Annotated in this window: 17 protein-coding genes; 10 read left to right on the forward strand and 7 right to left on the reverse strand. The window is 58.1% G+C overall.

Annotation, left to right across the window (positions count from 1 at the left end):
* Nucleotides 1-24: 24 nt before the first annotated feature.
* The gene (locus PVA19_RS18815; RefSeq protein ID WP_112952290.1) at nt 25-1,689 is read right to left on the reverse strand and encodes an electron transfer flavoprotein-ubiquinone oxidoreductase; all 1,665 of its coding nucleotides are present in this window, start codon (nt 1,687-1,689) and stop codon (nt 25-27) included.
* Nucleotides 1,690-2,136: 447 nt separating this feature from the next.
* Between PVA19_RS18815 and PVA19_RS18820 the strand changes: the two genes are divergently transcribed.
* The gene (locus tag PVA19_RS18820) at nt 2,137-2,679 is read left to right on the forward strand and encodes a GNAT family N-acetyltransferase (RefSeq protein ID WP_153311178.1); all 543 of its coding nucleotides are present in this window, start codon (nt 2,137-2,139) and stop codon (nt 2,677-2,679) included.
* 47 nt (nt 2,680-2,726) lie between these two features.
* On the opposite strand, the gene PVA19_RS18825 is transcribed toward PVA19_RS18820, so the two are convergent.
* The gene (locus tag PVA19_RS18825) at nt 2,727-4,121 is read right to left on the reverse strand and encodes an anti-phage deoxyguanosine triphosphatase (RefSeq protein WP_274103923.1); all 1,395 of its coding nucleotides are present in this window, start codon (nt 4,119-4,121) and stop codon (nt 2,727-2,729) included.
* Nucleotides 4,122-4,286: 165 nt separating this feature from the next.
* On the opposite strand from PVA19_RS18825, the gene PVA19_RS18830 reads away from it, so the two are divergent.
* Together PVA19_RS18830 and PVA19_RS18835 are read left to right on the forward strand one after the other, a co-directional pair.
* Nucleotides 4,287-5,075, forward strand: coding sequence for an SDR family oxidoreductase (locus tag PVA19_RS18830; RefSeq protein WP_062438084.1), 789 nt, complete (start codon nt 4,287-4,289; stop codon nt 5,073-5,075).
* An 85-nt stretch (nt 5,076-5,160) separates the two neighbouring features.
* Nucleotides 5,161-5,364: a hypothetical protein gene (locus tag PVA19_RS18835; protein WP_112518902.1), complete on the forward strand. Its 204-nt coding sequence runs from the start codon at nt 5,161-5,163 to the stop codon at nt 5,362-5,364.
* Between the two features lie 3 nt (nt 5,365-5,367).
* On the opposite strand, the gene blaOXA is transcribed toward PVA19_RS18835, so the two are convergent.
* A complete protein-coding gene (blaOXA, locus tag PVA19_RS18840; protein WP_440598485.1) occupies nt 5,368-6,183 on the reverse strand; it encodes a class D beta-lactamase in 816 nt (271 codons plus the stop codon).
* A 149-nt stretch (nt 6,184-6,332) separates the two neighbouring features.
* On the opposite strand from blaOXA, the gene PVA19_RS18845 reads away from it, so the two are divergent.
* The 4 genes from PVA19_RS18845 to PVA19_RS18860 all read left to right on the forward strand — a co-directional run bounded on the left by PVA19_RS18845 (nt 6,333) and on the right by PVA19_RS18860 (nt 10,025).
* The gene (locus PVA19_RS18845) at nt 6,333-7,217 is read left to right on the forward strand and encodes a LysR family transcriptional regulator (protein WP_274103829.1); all 885 of its coding nucleotides are present in this window, start codon (nt 6,333-6,335) and stop codon (nt 7,215-7,217) included.
* Nucleotides 7,218-7,363: 146 nt separating this feature from the next.
* Nucleotides 7,364-8,656, forward strand: a complete 1,293-nt coding sequence (locus tag PVA19_RS18850; RefSeq protein ID WP_274103830.1) for an Hsp70 family protein — start codon at nt 7,364-7,366, stop codon at nt 8,654-8,656.
* 155 nt (nt 8,657-8,811) lie between these two features.
* Nucleotides 8,812-9,687 (forward strand): uracil-DNA glycosylase, encoded by an 876-nt coding sequence (locus tag PVA19_RS18855; RefSeq protein WP_274103924.1) that lies wholly within the window; start codon nt 8,812-8,814, stop codon nt 9,685-9,687.
* 149 nt (nt 9,688-9,836) lie between these two features.
* On the forward strand, nt 9,837-10,025 hold the full coding sequence (locus PVA19_RS18860; RefSeq protein WP_062425727.1) for a hypothetical protein: 189 nt from the start codon (nt 9,837-9,839) through the stop codon (nt 10,023-10,025).
* Between the two features lie 197 nt (nt 10,026-10,222).
* Here PVA19_RS18860 and PVA19_RS18865 read toward each other — a convergent pair whose 3' ends face one another.
* On the reverse strand, nt 10,223-11,086 hold the full coding sequence (locus PVA19_RS18865; RefSeq protein WP_062425728.1) for a hypothetical protein: 864 nt from the start codon (nt 11,084-11,086) through the stop codon (nt 10,223-10,225).
* Nucleotides 11,087-11,308: 222 nt separating this feature from the next.
* The gene (locus tag PVA19_RS18870) at nt 11,309-12,247 is read right to left on the reverse strand and encodes a DMT family transporter (RefSeq protein ID WP_274103831.1); all 939 of its coding nucleotides are present in this window, start codon (nt 12,245-12,247) and stop codon (nt 11,309-11,311) included.
* 529 nt (nt 12,248-12,776) lie between these two features.
* On the opposite strand from PVA19_RS18870, the gene pepN reads away from it, so the two are divergent.
* From pepN to PVA19_RS18885, 3 genes are all read left to right on the forward strand, one after another.
* Entirely contained in the window at nt 12,777-15,425 is a 2,649-nt protein-coding gene (gene pepN, locus PVA19_RS18875) for an aminopeptidase N (RefSeq protein ID WP_274103832.1), read from the forward strand.
* A gap of 120 nt (nt 15,426-15,545) precedes the next feature.
* A complete protein-coding gene (locus PVA19_RS18880; RefSeq protein WP_062425731.1) occupies nt 15,546-15,854 on the forward strand; it encodes a carboxymuconolactone decarboxylase family protein in 309 nt (102 codons plus the stop codon).
* A gap of 175 nt (nt 15,855-16,029) precedes the next feature.
* Nucleotides 16,030-18,426, forward strand: coding sequence for a PAS domain-containing sensor histidine kinase (locus PVA19_RS18885; protein WP_274103833.1), 2,397 nt, complete (start codon nt 16,030-16,032; stop codon nt 18,424-18,426).
* 45 nt (nt 18,427-18,471) lie between these two features.
* On the opposite strand, the gene PVA19_RS18890 is transcribed toward PVA19_RS18885, so the two are convergent.
* Together PVA19_RS18890 and PVA19_RS18895 are read right to left on the reverse strand one after the other, a co-directional pair.
* Nucleotides 18,472-19,587 (reverse strand): metallophosphoesterase, encoded by a 1,116-nt coding sequence (locus PVA19_RS18890; RefSeq protein ID WP_274103925.1) that lies wholly within the window; start codon nt 19,585-19,587, stop codon nt 18,472-18,474.
* 155 nt (nt 19,588-19,742) lie between these two features.
* Entirely contained in the window at nt 19,743-22,718 is a 2,976-nt protein-coding gene (locus tag PVA19_RS18895; RefSeq protein ID WP_274103834.1) for a bifunctional [glutamine synthetase] adenylyltransferase/[glutamine synthetase]-adenylyl-L-tyrosine phosphorylase, read from the reverse strand.
* Between the last annotated feature and the right edge of the window lie 7 nt (nt 22,719-22,725).

The raw sequence follows: 22,725 nt of genomic DNA on the forward strand, positions 1-22,725 counted from the left end.
CGGTCCGTGCGCGCCGCGCCAATATTACATATTGGCGTAAACCGGCCCCTCGCCGCCTTGTGGCGGTACCCAGTTGATGTTCTGGTTCGGGTCCTTGATATCGCAGGTCTTGCAGTGGACGCAGTTCTGCGCGTTGATGACGAAGGTCGGTTCGCCTTCCTTCTCCACCCACTCATAAACCCCGGCGGGACAGTAGCGCTGCGATGGGCCGGCATAGACATCATGCTCGGAGCGCTTCTGCAGCTCCATGTCCTTCACCTGAAGATGGACCGGCTGGTCCTCTTCGTGATTGGTGGAGGAGAGATAGACGGAGGACAGACGGTCGAAGGTCAGCACACCATCCGGCTTTGGATAGGCGATGGGCTTGTGATTTGCCGCAGGCTCCAGGCTTTCCGCATCCGTCTTGCCATGCTTCAGCGTACCGAAGATGGAGAATCCGAACAATTGGTTGGTCCACATGTCGAGACCGCCAAGGCCGACGCCAATCGCCGTGCCGAACTTCGACCAAAGCGGCTTGACGTTGCGGACCCGCTTCAGGTCCTTGCCGATATCGGTGCCACGCCATTCGTTCTCGATCTCGATCACTTCATCGTTTGCGCGACCAGATTCGAGAGCTGCTGCAATCTTGTCTGCCGCCAGCATGCCGGAGAGAACCGCGTTGTGGCTGCCCTTGATGCGCGGAACGTTGACGAGACCGGCCGAACAGCCGATCAGCGCGCCACCCGGGAAGGTGAGCTTCGGCACAGACTGGTAGCCGCCTTCGGTGATGGCTCGCGCACCGTAAGAGACGCGCTTTCCGCCTTCGAAAGTTGGGGCGATCGCCGGGTGCGTCTTGAAGCGCTGGAACTCTTCGAACGGATAGAGGTACGGATTCTTGTAGTTCAGGTGGACCACGAAGCCGACGGCAACGAGATTGTCTTCCAGATGATAGAGGAACGAGCCACCGCCCGTTTTCATGCCGAGCGGCCAGCCGAAGGAATGCTGCACGAGGCCTTGGCGGTGGTTCTCAGGCTTGACCTGCCACAGTTCCTTGATGCCGATGCCGAACTTCTGAACGTCGCTGTTCTTCGACAGATCGAATTTCTTGATGAGCTGCTTGGCAAGCGAGCCGCGCACGCCTTCGCCGATCAGCACATATTTGCCATGCAGCTCCATGCCGCGGGTGAAGGCAGGGCCGGGCTCGCCATTCTTCTCGATGCCCATGTCACCGGTGGCAACACCGATGACGGCGCCTTCGTCATTATAGAGGACTTCGGTTGCGGCAAAACCCGGGTAAATTTCAACGCCAAGCGCCTCCGCCTTCTCCGCCAGCCAGCGACAGACGAGACCGAGCGAGACGATATAGTTGCCGTGATTGTTCATCAGCGGCGGCATCAGGAAGTTCGGCAGGCGAATCGAGCCGGCAGGTCCCAGGAACAGAAACTGGTCGTCCTTGACTTCGGTCTTGAAGGGATGCCCCTCTTCTTCGCGCCAGCCGGGCAACAGACGGTCAATACCGATGGGATCGACAACTGCGCCGGAGAGGATATGCGCACCCACTTCCGAGCCCTTTTCCAGCACCACAACGGACAGATCCGGATTGACCTGTTTTAGCCGAATAGCTGCAGAGAGGCCAGCAGGTCCCGCGCCGACGATAACGACGTCGAACTCCATCGATTCACGTTCCGGCAATTCCATTTCTTCCGTCATAAGATCCTCGTCAGTACGCCGGTCCCGTCCGGCTTTTCGTTATCCTGCCCTACACCATCACGCAGCCAAAGACGTGTGAAAAAACGTCGTCGCAACAAGCAGTTCGCGTCATCTGTCTTGGCAAAGGACAAGCGCTTTGTCGAGACCAATAGCAAGCAAGCGCGGTCGCAGCCATCGAATTGTCTGACAACCTGATGACAAACGCTTACTTTTACGTGCACGTAACAAGAAGAATAGGATTGGTTGATGAGATGGTCAAGAGAAGAAGGTGGGCTGAGGAGTTGCTTTAGGCATCGCGTCTACAGGTAGCGAATCGCGCTGATTGCGAAGCTGCTTTGGAGGCATCCAACAATCGAAGACAATTTGCTGACCGGAACGCTTGGCAGTTCCAGGAGAGACTATTAAACCTGTTCCCGTGAATGGCATGACAAAACGGCAGTGGAGATAATGGACGTACCGACGCTTACGACGCAGCGCTTTACTATGCGGGGCTTGATTGAAAGCGATGCAAAAGCTTTGTTCCCAACTTTTTCAAGTGCCGACCAGTGCCGATTTATGTCTCAGCCTCACTTTGAAGATATCGCGACATTTTCCGATTGGCTGAACGATAAAGAGTGGCCCGGACAAACCTGGATCGCCATTGACCGCGTGACCGAGGAGGTTGCAGGTCGCTACGTCGCTTTTCCTGGTCGCGACGACGCCGTTCTCGAGCTTGGATATATCACAGCCACTGAGCGGCAGAGACAAGGAGTGGCGCGCGAATGTATGACCGCGCTCATCGCCCATATCTTTACCATGGGCCGATATCGCAAACTTTACATGGAGATCGACGCCGAAAACCGCTCCTCCATTGCTCTGGCGGAAAGTTTGGGCTTCCTGCGCGAGGCGTACCTTCGCCAGCACGAAACAACCCATAACGGCGTCTGCGATCTGCTTGTCTATGGTCTACTCATCCGCGAGTGGCGCCAGCGGCAGGGAGAAGCAAGCTAGAGCGTTCCCCGCTCAAATTTCCAGAAGCGTCGATGGGCTTAGCCCGGTTAAAGCCTGTCGAACACGGAACCTGCCCCTGGTGAAAAGAGGCGCTCATAGGTCCTGATGAGATAGCCATCCGTCATTCCGGCAACGAAATCGCAGATGACACGCAAATCCCCGCCTGATTTTTCATAAAGGGGGAAGACATCGTCTGGCAGCAGCCGTTCGGGATCGGACTGGAGCGCTTCAAACACGGCAACAACCATTCCCTGGCCTTTGAACTCCATATGCTGAACACGCGGGCTTTTGATCACGTGTTTGCGCACCACATCCTGAAAGGCTTTCAGCAGTCGAACACGGTCCGCTCCAAGCTTCACACCGTGACGCAAGAGTGGCGTTTCGAACCGCTCGTCGTCCGCAAAGCGCGCATCCGTGATGAAATAGCCGACCAACATGCTAATGAACATTTTGCGGTCGCCGCTATTATCGAATAGCCCATCCACGATTTCACGATAGACGTCATTGCCGCGCTTATTCTTATGGTTCTTGTTGAGCATCGCAATGAAGCTCTCGCAATCCTCCGCCGTCACCTCCTTCTCGAAGGCATCCCTGGTGATGAGCTGCATGGCGATGGCATCTTCAAGATCGTGGACCCCGTAGGAGACGTCGTCTGCAACATCCATGATGGTGCAATCGAGCGATTTGAAGAGGGACTTTGCGTGCTTGCCATCTTCACGCGTCGCCGTCTGAAAGAGATCGCGGTCGGACTCCGGCAAAGGATCAAGGATCCAGTCCACCACATCCGTCTCGCAATCCATGTAACATTTTGGCGGGTTGGAAGCCTGCGTGTCGATGATGCGAAGCGTCGAAGGTCCGTCGTGCAGTTTTGGCACTCGCCCGGGATGAGCAGCTTTCGAATAGGCGACTGGGTATTTTAGAATACCCAGCAGCGTACGCCGCGTGACGTTGGCACCATGGGCTTTTGAAAATGTCTCAAGACGGCTGAGAATGCGTAAAGTCTGGCCGTTTCCTTCGAAGCCGGCTTTGGCGATGTCGGTCATGACGCCATTGCCGTTGCGCCCCGCTTCATTCGGATCTGCCGCAACGCGCATGCAGTAATTCAGCGCGACCTCGCCTCCATGCCCGAAGGGCGGATGGCCGAGATCGTGGGCGCTGCCGATCGCCTGGATGAGGCTATGCTCTGGCAATTCAGCTGTCACCGGATGATGGGGAAAGGATTTGCGCAGGTGCTTAACCAGACCCGCGGCGATCTGCGCCACTTCGAGGGAATGCGTGAGGCGGGTGCGGTAGAAATCGCTGTCGCCGAGATTGAGGATTTGCGTCTTGCTCTGCAGGCGCCGAAAAGAGGTGGAGTGAATGATCCGCCCATAATCGATGTCGCTTTCGCTGCGGGCGTCGTCACTCTTGCGGTTTTCGACTTTCTGACGCTCGTTCCACACGTTCAAGCCCGTCCTCTCCAAACACAAAATTCACGGGGCTGTCTTACCGAGGCGCAACAGGGCGCGCAAGCAAACGGGTCAATGCCCAGCCGATGAACACTTTTCAGGGCCGGACGCAGACGCTACAAGCGTGGGCAATCGTCATGAGCATGAAAGGACACCGTCATGGATTTGGGTATTTCCGGCAAGCGCGCATTGGTTCTGGCCTCATCTCGCGGCTTGGGTCTCGGCATCGCAACGGCGCTCGCGAAGGAAGGCGTCAACGTGCTGATGGTGGGCCGTAGCGGCGAAAAGCTGGACGCCAACGCCAAGACGATCAACGCGCTCGGCAAGGGCAAGGCGGAATGGGTCTGGGGCGATCTTGGCGAGGAGACCTTCGTGCCGTCCATGATCGATGCAGTGAAGACGAAGCTCGGCGGTATCGATATTCTCGTCAACAACACGGGCGGCCCGACACCAGGGCTGGCGCAGGACATCACCCCGGAAAAACTCGATACGTTCTTTCAATCCATGGTGCTGCGCGTCATCACCCTGACCAACGCGCTTGTCCCGCAGATGAAGGAGCAAGGCTGGGGCCGTATTCTGACCGTTGCTTCCTCCGGCGTGTTCGAGCCCATTCCAAATCTTGCGCTCTCCAACACGCTGCGCGGCGCACTTGTTGGCTTTAACAAGACGCTGTCGAGTGAAGTCGCAGGCTTCGGTATCACCGCCAATATGCTGCTGCCCGGTCGCATCCACACCGATCGTATCGATGAGCTGGATGGCGCAAACGCCAAGCGCCTTGGCAAGAGCATGGAAGAGGTTCGTGAAACCTCGGTCAAGAGCATCCCCGCCGGCAGGCTTGGTACGGTGGAAGAATTCGCCGCAGCAGGCGCATTCCTGTGCTCGCAGCCAGCGAGCTACATTACCGGCACCATGCTGCATGTGGATGGTGGAGCGGCAAAGTCGATCTGATCATCCCGGTCGCTTATAGGTAACGCTTTGAATTGGAAGCCTTTCCGGATAACATTCGGAAAGGCTTTGCTTTTGGGAGACGATCATGCAGGCACTTCGCACGATTTTAAGCATACTGGGTGTTCTGATCGTGCTGATGGGTCTTGTCTGGATCGGACAGGGCAGCGGCTATTTCCCCTACCCCGCCTCCAGTTTCATGATCAATCAAAGCCCATGGATGTTGCGCGGCGCGCTGACAGCTATTGCCGGCATCGTGCTCATCGTCGTCGCGCGCAGGGCGCTTCGCTGATCGTCATTTGACGCGTTTGGGTAGATCGGCAATCAAAGCGTCGCGGGTTGAAAAACTGATCGGCTCTTTACTCTTCCAATCATCGATATTCAGGCTGGCAAACACGACCTTGCGTTCGCCCTTCTGCGCCCAACCGACGAACCAGCCGAGCCACCAGTCGCCATCATAGGTGTTGGCTTTGGTGCGCATGCGCCCGGATCCCGTCTTGCCGTAAACCTGCCATCCATCCGCGGCTGAAAACTGCGGAATGATCGCCTCCGTTTTCGCGATCGCCTCCTTCGATACGGGCAGCTTTCCGGTGACGAAGCGACGCACGAAATCTACTTGCTGATCGGCGGAGATTTTCAAAGAGGACATCAACCAGGATTCCGTCAGGCCATCCGTCTGTCCTGGCACCCCACGGACATCGGCATTGCCATAACCGAAGCGCTGCACATAGTCAGCAAACTTGGCCTTGCCCAATCGCCGGGTGATTTCCTGCGAATACCAAACGATCGAATCCCGCTCCCATATTGTCGGATCGACAGATTTCTGTTCGCGCTTGGTTTTTTTCCATTCCGTCTTGTAGTTCCAACGCGGGTTCGTCGCGTCCTTCAGGACCCCGGCGTCATATCCCATGACGGCAAGCGGAAGCTTGAAGCTGGATTGTGGGGCGAAAGCTTTATCGCACGTGCCGTCGCGGTGCAGAACGCCGCCGCTTTCGGCATCCAGCACAACCGTGCAATGCAGCTTTTCGGCTGCTTTGGTTTCTATCGAAGCAAGGCTCGAAACGGCCAGCGTCAAGGCGAAAGCCGCTGTTCTTCGATTCTTCAGTACCATCGGACGATGCATGACTATCTCCTCTATGCGTCAACGCGAAAGTTTCGATGAGAGAGACTTACGGTGGTTTGCGCGGGCGGCACAAATGATGATATCTGGCTTGAGCCATGAATTAAACTTGGCCTTCATTCTTCTGGAGCTGATCTTTCATGGTTCGCCCTCACCTTCCGCTAAATGCACTGCGCGCCTTTGAGGCTGCCGCCCGGCATCTGAGCTTCACCCGTGCGGCCATCGAGCTTTGCGTGACGCAGACGGCGATCAGCCACCAGGTCAAACTGCTGGAAGAGCGTGTTGGCGCGACGCTGTTCAAGCGCCTGCCACGCGGACTGATGATCACCGATGAGGGCCTGGCGCTTCTGCCGACGCTTCGTGATTCCTTCGACCGCATGGCCGATATTCTCCAGCGTTTCGAGGACGGGCATCTGCAGGAAGTGTTGAGCGTCGGCGCTGTCGGAACCTTTGCCGTGGGCTGGCTACTGCCCCGACTCACCGAGTTCCAAGACCTTTATCCCTTCATCGATATTCGCCTTTCCACCAACAACAACCGCGTCGATATCGCTGCCGAGGGCCTCGACTTTGCAATCCGCTTCGGGAATGGCGCCTGGCACGACACCGAGGCTGAGGAATTGTTTTCCGCACCGCTCTCGGCGCTCTGCATTCCAACGATGGCCGCGCAACTCAAGAGCCCCCATGACGTGGCGCAACAGACGTTGCTGCGCTCCTACCGCGCCGATGAATGGCCGGACTGGTTTTCCGAGGCTGGCGTTGCCTCGCCAAGGATCAAGGGCATCGTCTTCGACTCATCGGTTCCCATGGTGGAGGCGGCCCTGCAGGGATCTGGCGTCGCGCTTGCGCCACCCTTGATGTTCCAGCGCCACCTCTCCGCAGGAGATCTCGTCCAGCCCTTTCCGGTCTACGTGTCGAAGGGCTGCTATTGGCTGACACGGCTCAAGTCGCGACCTGTCACCAATGCTATGGCAACATTTGCTGCATGGCTGAAAGAGAAGGCTGCCGCGATGCCACAGCACGCCTGAAAAATCTGCACCCGCGCGCTTGCCATTCACAATTCGCTGTGCCATCACGCGCCCTCTTCAAAACAGGCGGGCGCGGTTGCGCCTTTTATTGCCCGGATGCCTGCATTCCGGGAATGCTCTCTCGTTGACTGACAAGGATCCTCTCCATGGCACGGACACTCGGGCTCGATTTTGGCACGACCAACACAGTTATGGCGCTCTCGGAAACCGGCAGCAGCAGCCACTCCATGCGCTTTACCTCCAGTGCCGGAACGACAGACAGCATGCGCACCGCGCTGTCTTTCATGAAGGACAAAGGACTTGGTGCAGCAGCGCTGCATGTCGAGGCCGGCCAGGCAGCGATCCAGCAATTCATCGAGAACGCCGGCGAATGCCGCTTCCTGCAATCGATCAAGACGTTTGCTGCCTCTCCACTGTTTCAAGGCACGCTGATCTACGCCAAGCGTCAGAGCTTCGAAGATTTGATGGAGGTGTTTCTGCGCAAGCTGAAGACCTACGCAGGCGACGAATGGAAAAACGATGTATCGACCGTGATTGCCGGTCGCCCCGTGCGTTTTGCCGGCTCCAACCCGGATGAAGCACTGGCACTTGCCCGCTACAATGAAGCCCTGACACGTGCCGGCTTTCCCGAAATCCATTATGTCTATGAGCCGGTGGCAGCCGCCTATTACTTCGCCCAGAGTCTGAAGAAGGATGCCAATGTTCTGGTGGCGGATTTCGGCGGCGGCACCACCGACTACTCGCTGATCCGCTTCGAGACGCATGGTGGCAAGCTTTCTGCCACCCCTGTCGGCCATTCGGGCGTCGGTGTTGCGGGCGATCACTTCGATTTCCGCATGATCGACAATCTAGTGTCGCCGGAAATCGGCAAGGGCAGCAAGTTCAAGAGCTTCGACAAGGTTCTGGATGTGCCTTCCGGTTACTACGTCAATTTCGGCCGCTGGAACCAGTTGTCAATCTTCAAGACCTCCAGAGAGTTCTCCGATCTGAAATCGCTGCTGCGCTCGGCACTTGAGCCAGAAAAGCTCGAGCTCTTCGTTGAACTGGTCGAGCATGATGAGGGCTACCCGCTCTACCAGGCAATCTCTGCCACCAAGATGGCGCTATCCTCGCAGGAAGAGGCGGAGTTCAACTTCTCGCCGCTTGGCGCCGCGGGCAAGAAGATGGTGAAGCGGTCGGACTTCGACCAATGGATTGCCGACGATCTCGCCAAGATCGAAGAGGCTCTGGACGAGGTTCTGACCAAGACGAACACCGCGCCGCAGGCCATCGACAAGGTCTTCCTCACCGGCGGCACCTCCTTTGTGCCTGCTGTGCGCCAGCTCTTTACCCGCCGGTTTGATGCCGACAAGATCGAAAGCGGCGGCGAACTTCTTTCCATTGCCCATGGTCTGGCGATGATCGGCGAAAGCGGCGACATTGCGCGCTGGACGGCATAAGAAGCGTTTTGCAATAGCGGGTGTCGACAGATCGAAGGGCGTTTGGCGGGTGGCCTATCCAAAGCTACGGTCGAGCATATTGGCTTTAAGCCCGGCAGAAACATGCCTGGCGGAACTGCTTCCATTTCACAAGGAAACGCTCTAGTTTGCGGGTCATGATCTCGGCACAAGACCTCTCCCCGGCAGAACTGGCGGCGCTTCTGCATTTCCATGCAGATGCAGGTGTCGATTGGCTGCTGGAAGACGAGCCGCTGGATCGATTTGCCGAATTTGCGGCAGGGCGTCAGGCGCGCGCTCCGCAGAGAAGCAGCGAACCGCAACAGCCGGAGATACGAAGCGCACCGCAGCAAGCTGCCCGCTCTCCCCGGCAAGCTGCCCGTGCGCCTGCCGCTGCGCCCCCCGCGCCGGTCAACGTTGCACTGCCGGACGATCAGGCGATCGCTTCGGCACGCTTCGCGGCCGAGAGTGCGCGATCGCTTCTCGAGTTGAAGACCGCGCTCGAAAGCTTCAACGGCTGCAATCTCAAAAACAGCGCCCGCAACACGGTCTTTGCGCAAGGTGATCCTTCATCCGGCATCATGATCGTCGGCCCCATGCCGGATGCGGATGACGATCGGGAAGGCCTTCCCTTTACTGGAAAGACTGGCCTCCTTCTCGACCGCATGCTGGCGGCGATCGGTCTTGATCGCGGCAAGCTGATGCTCACCAACGTCGTTCCCTGGCGCCCGCCGGGCAACCGTTCGCCGTCGGGTCCGGAGATGGAAATCTGCCGTCCGTTCATCGAGCGACAAATCGCTTTGGCCGAGCCGAAAGTACTGTTGCTTCTGGGCAACTTCACAGCGCGTTTTTTCTTTGGCGGCTCCGGCACGATCCATACGATGCGCGGACAGTGGCGTGATGTCGCAGTTGGCCCCAGCACAGCCCCCGCCATTGCAACGCTGCATCCACAGGAGCTTTTGAATGCTCCGGCGAGTAAGTCATTGGCCTGGAACGATTTATTGGCATTCCAGGCGCGCCTGCGCGATCTATGAATGCTTCCTTTTTGATCATTGTAAATAGATTATGAAAAAAGCCATGCAAATGGCGCATAACAGCGACGCATTCGGTTGGATTGCCGAATCTATGCCGCACTGCAATAAGAACCCTGTCTTGGGAGGAAAAGGTTTAAGGAACCAAGGCAATGACCACGCGCTACCGTCCGGTTCATTCCGGCTTTGAAACGCTTCGACTGGCGGGCCTCGGCCCACGCTCCAGTCAGGGCTACCACCGTTTCGGTGTTACAAACGAACAGCTGACCGCTCGTGCTTCGACGCAGCAGGTCCGCACAACCCGTCCTTCGGCGGTTTTTGCAGACTTTCGCGAACGCTGAGACGATCTTTGTGCGGTCACGTCCGCACACGCTGCATGCGTTGCCATGCTGATGAGGCGCCTTTCATGTGGAAGGCGCTTTTGCATTTTCAGACGGTGAGTTTACGCAGCAGCCCTGCCCAATGGAGCAATAGACCCGATTATTCGTGGGCGCTAACCCGTTTCTCGGGCGGAGAATGCTTCTCGAGCCGTCGCGCTTCACCGCGCCACGTTCACTTGGTCCCGTAGCAGTGATTTCGCTTCGAAGAACGCGTCTTCCACGTGCGTGAACTTCCTCGCTTGCCAGCCACAATACTCGCTAAGATAGTCGCGCGACAGCCACATGGGGCTGCGTGGTGTATCATCCACCCAGCCGACGCTGCCTTGGTCGGCGGCTTTGTTCAGAAGCCTTTGCAAATGCGTGCGCGACATCATGAATGTTGAGGCCATCGCCCGAACATCGACATAGCCGATATCGATCTGCTCGTTCTCGGTGTCTCGAACACGACTGACGATCTCGTCCATCACCAAGCCGCCCGCTTCCACCCACTGGAATTGTCCGACGCGCTTTGGCGGCTCGACCCAATGCGGGTCAGCAAGGCAAGCGCGCGCTGCGGCGGGTTGCGCATGCACGACGATCTCGGGATATGCCATCAGAGTTGCAGCGCGGTTTCCATTGTCAATGCCGTCGATGGCGGAGAGGTTTGCAAGGTACCAGTTGAATATTCCCTGCTCGCTGATCTGCGTGGCGCGGTAGCGCTTAGGTCTCGTCGCCGCAGAGCGGTTTGCCTTCTCGAGATAGCGATAGATCTCAAGCTGATCCAAATAGTTCTGCACCGTGTTGCGGCTGGCAACACCAGTAGAGGTGACGACATCGCGCAGTTGCGCGACGGTGAAACCCTGAGCCCGCTGTTCGGCGCTGAGGCCCATCGCCATTTGTGTCAGCAGCCATTTCTGATGGGCGGAGAGCAAGCGCGCAAGACGGGGATTTTCATCGAAACGTCCGCGCAACGTGCGCGCCAGGTGTTGAATCGCACCTAGAAGACCTGGATGAGCAATAAAGTCGTTATAGGAGAAGCTCATCGGCGCGTCTCCGGACTCGATGAGCCTGCGACACTTCTTTCAAACGGGAAAAGAGGGCGCATGACATTTTTCCCGCCCCGTCGATTGATTTTCCTTGGCCTGAAATCCCAACGCAAGATGCATCACCTAAAACCCGCAACCTAGAAGGTACATACCACATTTTTGCGCGTGACCATAAATTTTTCTTAAAATTCACAGGTGTTTATTCATAGTCGGACAGGGTCAGCCGGACGGTGTGGAGGCCTCGCGTGCGGCTTTACGCTGGAGCCCCAACTGGTGCTCGCGGAAGATGATGAAGATGCCTGCGGAAACGACAATGCTGGTTCCGATCAGCATGGTGAGGGTCGGCACATCGCCGAAGAGAACGTAGGAAACGCAGATACCGAGAAGGATCGAGCTATATTCGAACGGCGCGATGGTCGACACTTCCGCGTGACGATAGCTTTCTGTCAGCAGAATTTGGGCTATCCCGCCGGCAATGCCCGCAGAAATCAGCAGACTAGCCTGCTTCATATCCAGCCATTCCCAGCCGAACGGCATGCTGAAGGCGGAAATGAGCGTGCCGGTCAGCGAAAAGTAAAGAACGATCGTGGGGGTACGTTCGGTCACAACCAGTTGGCGCACCTGCACCATCGCCAGTCCACCGAGGACGGCACCAAACAGAACCGCGAGAGCCCCAATGCTTTCGCTCGCCTCAAGGCCGCCATTCTGAAGCAACGTCATCTTTGGCCACAAGATGATGACGACGCCCATCATACCGACGACGACCGCCGACCAGCGGTAGATGCGCACCGTTTCGCCCAGCATCACGGCGGCGAAGACGACAGACATCAGCGGCGAGGCATAACCGATTGCAATGAATTCCGGAAGCGGCAGCAAGGTGAGGCCGTAAAATCCGCACATCATCGACAGAATGCCAAGAAAACCGCGTTTGAAATGGCCGAACAGATTGCTTGTGTGAAAGGCCCGCGTGAGGCTGCGGAGCCATGCCAGATAAAGGATGATGGGAAGGATGGCGAAAGCCGAGCGGAAGAAGGTGATCTGCCCCGCAGGAACATCCGGCCCGGCTGCCTTGATGCAGGTCTGCATGACAAGAAAGAAAGCGACGGAGGTGAGTTTGAGGACAATACCCCGGACGGGATTGTACGTATCTGCACTCATGGGAATTTGCGATCGGGATTTGCAGACGAGATGCCCGCAGATTGGAGTTTGACCCGAGCGCACAGCACAGCAGATCGACTTTCATGTTCATTAGATCATGCTGGCCAACGGAGGTAAACCGATTCGGCGGACCCTGCCGGCCGGTCTCATCGTCTACAGCATCGGCCCGAAAATCAGAATCGATTTTCGCAAAGCACGATGCGTAGATAAAAGACGATAGAGCGTTCATTGTGCGTTCAATAGGACGAACGGCGCTCCAGGGTGGCTGTGGCTGCGCGGAGCGAGCCTCTTTTTCAAGATATTCTCTTTCTACGAGTCCGCAGCTTCAGTAATCGTTCAACATTTCATGAAATCATGCACCGATCAGAAATGCTCAGACGCGGGTTAAAACTTCTGTCTGGTAGTATTTTAGGGACACATGTCCCCCGCCTCTCCATGATGGTGACGCGTGTCGACAAGTTTACTTTCACCCATCATGCCCGCATGATGGTCAGGCAGCGGCAGAAGCAAGGTTCATTCGGGAATAGTTATGCGAACAGATACGGGTCAGATTGTTCAGTTGGCGGATTATCGCCAAACGGATTTCGTGCTTGAACGGGTTGACCTCACATTCGAACTGGACCCACAAAACACAAAGGTGGAAGCGCGACTGATCTTCCATCGCCGCGAGGGCGCCGACAAGGCAGCACCGCTTATTCTCGACGGCGACGAACTGACGCTTTCGAGCCTGCTTCTCGACCAGATCGAGATGCCGACGGCACAATATGACGTGACGCCAGAGCGACTGACGATCCGCGATCTTCCTGAAGAGATCCCCTTCGAAATCTGCGTCACCAATTACATCAATCCGGAAAGCAATACCCAGCTGATGGGTCTCTATCGCACCAATGGCGTCTATTGCACGCAGTGCGAGGCAGAAGGCTTCCGCCGCATCACCTATTTCCCGGACCGGCCGGATGTGTTGGCGCCTTACACGATCACCATCATCGCGGCCAAGGAAGGCAATCCCCTCCTCCTGTCGAACGGTAATTTCCTCGGCGGCGGCAATTATGATGAAGGCCGCCATTTCGCTGCCTGGTTCGATCCTCATCCGAAGCCGAGCTACCTTTTCGCACTGGTCGCTGGCGATCTTGGCGTTGTCGAAGACAGCTTCACGACCATGTCGGGCCGCGAAGTCGCGCTGAAGATCTATGTCGAGCATGGCAAGGAGCCGCGCGCGGCCTACGCCATGGATGCGCTCAAACGTTCCATGAAATGGGATGAGGAGCGCTTCGGCCGCGAATACGATCTCGACATCTTCATGATCGTCGCCGTATCCGACTTCAACATGGGCGCTATGGAGAATAAGGGCCTCAACGTCTTCAATGACAAATATGTTCTGGCCGATCCGGAAACCGCGACCGATGCCGACTACGCCAATATCGAGCGCATCATCGCGCATGAATATTTTCATAACTGGACCGGCAACCGCATCACCTGCCGCGACTGGTTCCAGCTTTGCCTGAAGGAAGGTCTGACCGTCTATCGCGATCAGGAATTTTCCTCCGACATGCGCTCTCGCGCGGTCAAGCGCATCGCAGACGTTCGCCACTTGAAGTCGGAACAGTTTCCCGAAGATGGCGGCCCGCTGGCGCACCCACCTCGTCCGGATAAATATCGCGAAATCAACAACTTCTATACGACGACCGTCTATGAGAAGGGCGCCGAAATCACCGGTATGATCGCAACGATCCTGGGAGAAGACGGCTTTCGCAAAGGAACCGACCTCTATTTCGAGCGTCACGATGGTGATGCGGCGACGGTTGAGGATTTCGTCAAATGCTTCGAGGATGCGACCGGACGCGATCTGACGCAGTTCTTCCGCTGGTATATCCAGGCCGGAACGCCGCTTGTCAGCGCCTCTACCGCTTATGATTCGGCATCCGCGACCTTCACCCTGTCGCTGGAGCAGACGGTTGCACCGACGCCCGGCCAGAGCCGCAAGGAGCCGCTGCACATTCCGCTTTCGACCGCGCTCATTCTGGATAATGGTCAGATCGCCACGCCAATCAAGGTTGAAGGTGGTGAGTTCAAGGATGGTGTCCTGCATCTGACAGAACGCAGTCAGAGCTTCACCTTCACTGGCATTTCGTCGCGACCGGTTCTGTCGATCAACCGCAGTTTCTCTGCCCCGATCAACCTGCATATGGAGCAATCGTCGGACGACCTCATCCAGATCGCCCGTCACGAGACAGACCTCTTCTCGCGCTGGCAGGCACTGACGGCCCTTGCCCTGCCCAACCTGATTGCGGCAACACAGGCCGTGCGGTCGGGCAACGAGCTGAGCGTCGATCCAGCCTTCATCTCGACCCTGATCGAGATCGCTGGCAATGATGAGTTCGAGCCGGCCTTCCGCGCCCAGGCGCTGACTCTGCCGAGCGAGGCGGACGTCGCGCGCGAGATGGGCAAGGACAATGATCCAGACGCCATCCACAAAGCGCGCAATGCCGTCATGCGTGCGGTCGCCAAAGCCGGTATCGAAACCTTCAAGAGCCTCTTCTCAAGCTTCGAAGAGAACGACGACTATTCGCCGGATGCGGCAAGTGCCGGACGCCGTTCGCTGCGCAATATTGCCATGAGCTATCTGTCCTATGCGGAAGAGACACCCGAGCGCGCTGCACAGGCCTTTGCCAACGCCTCCAACATGACAGACATGGCCTATTCGCTCAGTGTCCTGACACAGCGTTTCCCCGACTCTGCCGAGGCGTCCGACGCGCTGGCGACATTCGAGACGCGCTTTGCCGATAATGCGCTGGTGATGGACAAGTGGTTTACGCTTCAGGCTGCCATCCCAGGTGACGGAGCATTGGCACGCATCACGTCTTTGATGGCGTCCAAGCACTTCATCGCCACCAACCCGAACCGTGTGCGTTCGCTGATCGGCACCTTTGCCTTCGGCAACCCCACCGGCTTCAATCGTGCGGATGGCAAGGCCTACGACTTCCTGGCCGAGCAGATCATCGCCATCGACAAGCGCAATCCGCAACTGGCAGCGCGCATTTTGACATCCATGCGCTCCTGGCGGTCACTTGAGGCAGTGCGCGCCGATCACGCGCGCGAGGCCCTCACCACGATCGAGCGCAGCGCTGGGCTCTCTACCGATGTTCGCGACATTGTCGAGCGCATGCTGAAGGGTTGAAAGCCTCCCCTCCTCTATGTGAAAAGGCCGGACGTCCGGCCTTTTCTTGTTTTAGATCAAGAACGGAATCGCCCTCTTCTCGTAGATTTGCCTGATCGATCGGCATAGAGGAGACGCGACATGACCATCAGCCCAGCATTTCAGAGTTTTGCCAGGCAAGCGCCCGTCCACCACGCAGCCTGGCTACAGGCCGTCGCCGGGCTTGGCACCGCGTCAGCCCTCGACGACAAAACCCAGAGTCTCGTCTATATTGGCATTCTCGCAGCCGCGCGGCTGGAGAGCGGCCTTGCCTTCCACGTTCAGGAAGCCAAGGTGCATGGCGCCTCGCGAGACGAGATTATCAGCGCCGTTCTTGCCGGCCTCCCGGCTGTCGGAAACTGCGTTGTGCAAGCCCTGCCCATCGCGCTTGACGCCTTCGACGACAACTGACGTAAGGGCAGTCAAAACCGTCTTTTTGGAGGTTCGAAAAAAAGCGCGAGTCGGTTCAAAGGGTTAAAAATCTTTTAACTTTCAGCTCTGGACAAGGCGAATCAGCTTTGATTCATTAGACGCAGATTCGAGCAGCGGCGCTTCGAATTTACACGAGGGACATCAAGGCGGGACAATGACGAACGTGCGGCGGGCGACTGCGGGCGATGAGCGACCGTATGCCAGATTTGCTGAAATGGCGGCGTTGGTTCACAGAACGGCGGAGAGCTTCTCTTCAGCCGGAAATCTGCTCGCAAGGCTGTGGCAGGTCCGCAGGCTTGAGACACTGCTCAAGCGTCTCATTCCCATTCTCATTCTGGCATTTCTGGTCGTCATCGCAGCATCGCGCATGTTCGGCATTACCGCGGAATATGGCCGCATGGAGAATGCCGCCCGGCAGACGACGGCGCTTTCCGCGCTGACCGCGCGTGCAGCCCTTTCCGGCGTCGAGACCCTGGCAGCCACGCAGGACCGGGCAGCCGTCGAGCGTCGCCTCAATCAATCCTTTCCCGTCGGCAGCATGGATGACGACACCGTGGTGTTGGTGGCCGGCATAAATGGCCGCGTCTTCGGTGGCGTCGGCCTGCATGCCGCATCCTATGTCGGCACGTCGCTGACTGCCCTCCTTCCTGAAATCGCGATCGTTCGCAGATTCCCCGGTGCGCCAGGAACGATCGAGACGAATATTGACAACACCCCGCATTACGCCACGATGCTGCCGCTTGGTTCCGATGGCGGCATGATCATCACGGCGCGGTCTTTGGAGCCGATGCGCGCGTTCTGGCGCAGCGAAGTGGCGATGAATGTCACACTCTTCGCCGGCATCTCCTCCATCCTGCTCGTCATTCTCTATGCCTACTACATGCAGGTGAAGCGGGCGCGCACCGCCGACGAGGTTTTTGTCGAATCCAACCTTCGCGTCGAGACGGCCCTGTCTCGCGGCCGTTGCGGCCTGTGGGACTTCGATCTTTCCACGCGCCGCATGTTCTGGTCCACCTCGCTTTACGAAATCCTCGGTCTTCCGCCGCGTACCGAACCGCTCTCCTTCAGCGATGCGGCGCGCATGATGCATTCCGAAGACGGAAACCTCTATGAGTTGGCACGCTCGGTCGGCTGCGGTGATCTGCGCCAGATCGATCAGATTTTCCGCATGCGCCACACCCATGGCCATTATGTCTGGCTGCGCGCCCGTGCGCAGGTGATCCACACGGCAAACGGCCCGCGCGTCATCGGCATCGCCATGGACGTGACCGAGCAGCACCGTTTGGCACAGCGTTATGCCGAGGCCGATCAGCGCCTTGCCGACGCCATCGAATGCACGTCCGAAGCCTTTGTCCTGTGGGACAAGAACGACCGCCTCGTGATGTGCAACACGCACTTCCAGCAGGCCTATGGTCTTCCCGACAGCGCGCTGGTGCCCGGCACGGAACGCTCCGTCGTCTATAGTGCTGCAGCCCGCCCGATCGTCGAGCGCCGCGTGGCGGACTCCGATCAATCTGGACTGTCGCGCACCACGGAAGTGCAGCTCGCCGATGAGCGCTGGCTGCAGATCACCGAACGCCGCACCCGCGACGGCGGTCTGGTCTCTGTCGGTACGGACATTACGCTTCTGAAGCGCCATCAGGATCGCCTGCGCGAATCCGAGCGCCGCCTGATGGCAACGATCGGCGATCTCTCCGCCTCCCGCCACAAGCTCGAGCGGCAGAAGACCGAACTTTCGGATGCGAACGCACTCTATCAGGCGGAAAAGGAACGCGCGGAAGCCGCCAACAAGGCGAAGTCCGAATTCCTTGCCAATATGAGCCACGAGTTGCGCACGCCGCTCAACGCCATTCTCGGTTTTTCCGAAATTCTGGTCGCCGAGATGTTCGGCCCGGTCGGCTCGCCGAAATACAGCGAATATGCCCGCGACATCCATGATAGCGGCCAGCATCTGCTGAACGTCATCAACGACATTCTTGATATGTCGAAGATCGAGGCAGGCCATATGCGCATCAACCGCGAGAAGGTCGATCTTGCGCCGTTGGTGGAAGAGACACTGCGCCTGACTGCCATTCAGGCAGCGCAGAAGAACATCACCATCCAGCAGCGGCTATGCAGGAATATGTATATGAGCGGCGACCGCCGTGCCATGAAGCAAATCATGCTCAACCTGCTGTCCAACGCCGTCAAGTTCACCGACGAAGGTGGCCGCGTCGAGCTTCGCACCCATGTGCACGAGAACGGCTTGATGATGACGATTGCCGATACCGGCATCGGTATTCCGACAGCGGCGATCAACAAGATCGGTCAGCCTTTCGAGCAGGTGCAGAGCCAGTATGCCAAGAGCAAAGGCGGCTCGGGCCTTGGTCTTGCCATTTCCCGCTCGCTGGTCAGGCTCCACGGCGGGAAAATGAAGATCCGCTCCTGCGAGGGGAAGGGAACGGTGGTCACCATTCTCATTCCGCATGTGCATGTTGCCAAGGATATGCCCTATCTCGCTTATCAGGCGAGAAACAAGCTGGAGCTCCTGCGCTCGCATAAGCTGAACTAACGGCTTTCGCTTAACCCAGTTGGGTTCGTAAAGCCGCCGAACGGCTTAGCGCGACCGCAAGGTTATCCTGGTCAGTTCGGAGGGAATGCCGAGCCGCAGCGCGAAGCCTGGCCAGAGTGCTGTTCCGTTGTTAACGTAAAGCTTCATGCCCCCGACATCGTAGAAACCGGAGACGAAGCCGTTATTGGGCCGTGCCACCACGCGATCAAGCCCAACGACCATGCCCCCATGCGTATGCCCGGAAAGCTGAACCGCGACACCCAGTGCCGCATTAGCTGCCGCCTGACCGGGCTGGTGATCGAGCAGGATCACAGGTGCACCGGCAGGCGCGCCTATGAGCGCTGCCGCCGTGTCATGCGCTGGAAACGCCGTTCTCGTCGATGAAAGATCGGTGACGCCAGCGATTACAAGCTTGGCGTCGCCGCGCTCGATGACCGCGTTGCTGTTGGCAAGTGTCGTCATGTTGAGGCTCTGGTAATAGGCCATCCACTCCTTGTAGCCGAAGAAGTATTCGTGGTTTCCGGGAATGGTGTAGACGCCATCGCGAGCCTTCAGCTCTGCCAAGGACGCAATGTCGCTGCTTCTCGCTTCAACCTTGCCGTCGATGAGATCACCAGTGATAACGATCAGGTCGGCATTCAGCGCGTTGGTCTTTTCGACCACAGCCCGGGTCCAGGAGGCTGGAAAGAGGCGACTGATATGCAGGTCCGTCAGCTGCACGATCTGATAGCCGTCGAAAGCCGGATCGAGACCCGGAACGGCAATCTCGATGTCCTTCAGCGGCGGCACACGGATCGCCTGGCTAACGGCAAAGGCGGAGAGAGCCAGAGCAACAGCGGCCATTCCATAGCGGACACCGGCAGGTACCAGCGGGAAGTGCCCCTTGAACAGCATCGAGACCAAAGACACCACATCCAGCGCAATCTGGAAGACGGCAAGCAGCAGCATGAAGCCGAAAAGCAGGTTAAAGCAGATGATCAGCGGTCTTGGAAATTCAGGCGAGAACACCGAACCGGACGAGAGGCGACTGAAAAGGTGATATTGCGAAGCGGCGAGAAGCAGCAGCGCAAGGGCGAGCTTCAACGGCCAAACCCAGGGCAGTGGCTGAATGAAGCGGACAGCGACCACTAGCCATGGAATTCCGAAAATAAGGTGAAACATCAAGACGCTTTCGTTTTGGCTTTCGCCATAGGTGGGGATGCCGCCTTCATCAATCCAGCCCGGCAAAATCCGTTCCACCGCCTTGAGCGCTCCCGCATTCTTTTGAAGCACAAAGAACGGATTATCTCCTTGCGCCTATCGATCATGCGCTGGCTTCACGAATCCCCTTTTGAGGACACCAATGACAGGAAAGCCTTGCGGACGGCTTTCGACAGACGCTTTATCTCGCCCTCCAGCGTCGCGATATCGGGGCAATCCCCTGCCCTGCACACGAGATCGATCAAACCCGCAGGCGCCTGTTTTGGATCGAAATCCGTATCGATGCAAAGCCTTATGATCTGCGATAGTTCGGTGAAGAGCCGCATTGCTTCGATGCAATCGTCATGTGTCTGGCGCTCTATCGCTTCTGAGGCCATGCGTTTGAGCGCATCGGACGTGCTCTCTCCCGGCTCATGCAGAGGCAGACCCTTTGCCGGCGCAACCAGTGTCAGATATTGCGCGATGAATTCCAGATCGACCAGTCCGCCGGGGATGAGCTTGAAATCCCAGAGGCTTTCGGCAGGCTTTTCCTTGTCGATCAACTGGCGCATCTCGCGAGCGTCGGCGGCGACCTTGGCGACGTCTCGCTTTTGCGACAGCACCGAGGCAATGATCCGATCGGCATCGGCGATCAAGGTTGCGTCACCGCAGATCAGTCGGGCTCTGGAGAGCGCGAGATGCTCCCACGTCCAGGCTTCTTCGCGCTGGTATTTTTCGAAGGTCGAGATGCGGGTCGCCACCGGTCCTTTGTTGCCGGAAGGTCTTAGGCGCATGTCGACCTCATAGAGCACGCCTTCGGCTGTCGGGGCGGAAAGAGCCGCGATCAGTCGCTGGGTGACCCGAGTGAAGTAGCGCACCGCATCGAGCGGCTTGGGGCCGTCGGATTCGGCACCCCCGTCGTCGTAATCATAAAGCAGAATGAGATCGACGTCGGAGCCGGCGGTCAGCTCGAAGGAGCCGAGCTTGCCCATGCCGATGACGGCGACGCGCCCGCCCGGATAGGCGCCATGCGTCGTCGCCATTTCGACCAGGACGGCATTCAAAGCGGCTTCGATCACGAGATCGGCAAGGTGGGTAAAGGCGCGGCCCGCCACCTCGCCGGTGATCGCACCGGTCAAGAGCCGAACGCCGATCAGGAAGCGCTGCTCGGCAGCGAAAATGCGCAGCCGGTCGAGAATGTCCTCGTAGTGGCGCGCAGGCAAGAGGAAGCCCTTCATGCGCTGGGAAAGATAATCACGAGTCGGGATCTCGGTCATCAGCGCCGGGTCGAGCATGCCGTCGAAGACATGCGGTCGTGCCGCGATGATTTCGGCCAGTCTCGGGGCAGACGACATGATCGTGACCAGCAGCGACAGGAGCGCCGGATTGTTACCGAGGAGGGAGAAGAGCTGGATGCCCGCCGGCAGCCCGGAAAGGAAGTTGTCGAAGCGGAGCAGCGCCTCGTCGGCGCGTTTGCTCTTACCGAAGGCCTTCAGCAGGTCCGGCGTCAACTCGGTCAGCCTTTCGCGCGCCTCGACCGATTGTGTGGCGCGGTAGCGGCCATTGTGCCAGGTGCGGATCACCCGTGACATGTCTTCAGGACGTTCAAAGCCGAGCCGCTCCAGCGTCTTCAATGTGTCGGGGTCATCCTTCTGTCCAGTGAAGACAAGGTTGCCGCTCTCGCCGGACAGCTTCGTTTCCTGCTCGAAGAGAGCGGAATACTGGCGCTCTACCAGACGCAGCACGTCCTCCAGTTTCTCGGAAAATGCTTTGGTGTCGGCAAAGCCGAGCATGAAGGCGATGCGCTTCAATTCGGTTTCCGTATCCGGCAGGATATGCGTCTGCTCGTCGCGAACCATCTGGATGCGATGCTCGACCTCGCGCAGGAACCAATAGGCTTCGGTCAGACTGTCCCGCGTCTCCGCGTCGATCCATTTGGCATCCGTCAGCGCCGCAAGCGCTTCTTCGGTTGAGCGGACACGCAAGGGAGCCATGCGCCCGCCTGCGATCAATTGCTGCGTCTGGGCAAAGAATTCGATCTCACGAATGCCGCCGCGTCCAAGCTTGACGTTATGCCCCTTCACCGCGATCGCCCCGTGGCCCTTATGCGCATGAATTTGTCGCTTGATGGAATGGATATCGGCAATTGCAGCGTAATCGAGATATTTGCGGAAGACGAAGGGCGTCAGTTCGCGCAGGAAGCCCGCGCCCGCCTTGATATCGCCTGCCACAGGTCGCGCCTTGATATAGGCCGCCCGCTCCCAGTTCTGCCCCCTGCCCTCATAGTAAAGCAGCGCCGCATCGACCGGTATGGCAAGCGGCGTTGAGCCGGGGTCGGGGCGAAGACGAAGGTCGGTTCGGAACACATAGCCGTCGGCGGTACGCTCCTGCATGATGCGGATCAGCCGCCGCATCATTCGCCCAAAGATTTCCAGCGCATCCAGCGGATCGGGCACTATGCCAGCCATGGGCTCGAAGAACACGACAGCGTCGATGTCGGAGGAGTAATTGAGCTCGCGCGCGCCGAGCTTGCCCATGCCGAGCACAATGAGACCCGAGCCTTCGCTCGGTGCTTGCGGATCTTTGAGCGTAAGCTTGCCGCTATTATGGTTGGCGAGAAGCAGATGATCGATTGCGGCCGACAGCGCTGCGTCGGCCATGTCGCTCAGCCATCGCGTCGTGTCGCGGGCGGTAAAGATGCGGCCGAGATCGGCCAAGGCTGCAATGAAGGACAGGCGGCGTTTGGCGACGCGCAGCGTCGTCATCACCTCCGCCTCCGTCGGAATGGCGCCATCCTCACCCGGTTGCCAGCAATTGCGAGCTTCCTCGACCAGTCTGCCGAGCGATGCCTCGACCGGTTCCGAAACGGCAAGCGTCAGCAGCCCCTCGTCGGCGCTCGCCGCATCCCGCAGGTGGGGAGACAAGGTGAAGGCGTTGGCGACGAAATCCTTGAGCGGGCTGTCGCCCGCCATCATTTCGGCAATTGCGGGTTCGCGCTTGGCAATGTCTTTCAGAGACGAGAGAACGGATTTCAGTTCGGTTTGGGTGAGTGCACGGATCGTTCCTGGTTGCACTTCATCAAGCCGTGTTGCCGCGAATGCCGCACCTGTCATGGTCTCT

Origin of the sequence: Agrobacterium sp. CNPSo 3708 (genome assembly GCF_028674915.1) — a bacterium.
Taxonomy (GTDB): Bacteria; Pseudomonadota; Alphaproteobacteria; order Rhizobiales; family Rhizobiaceae; genus Agrobacterium; species Agrobacterium cavarae.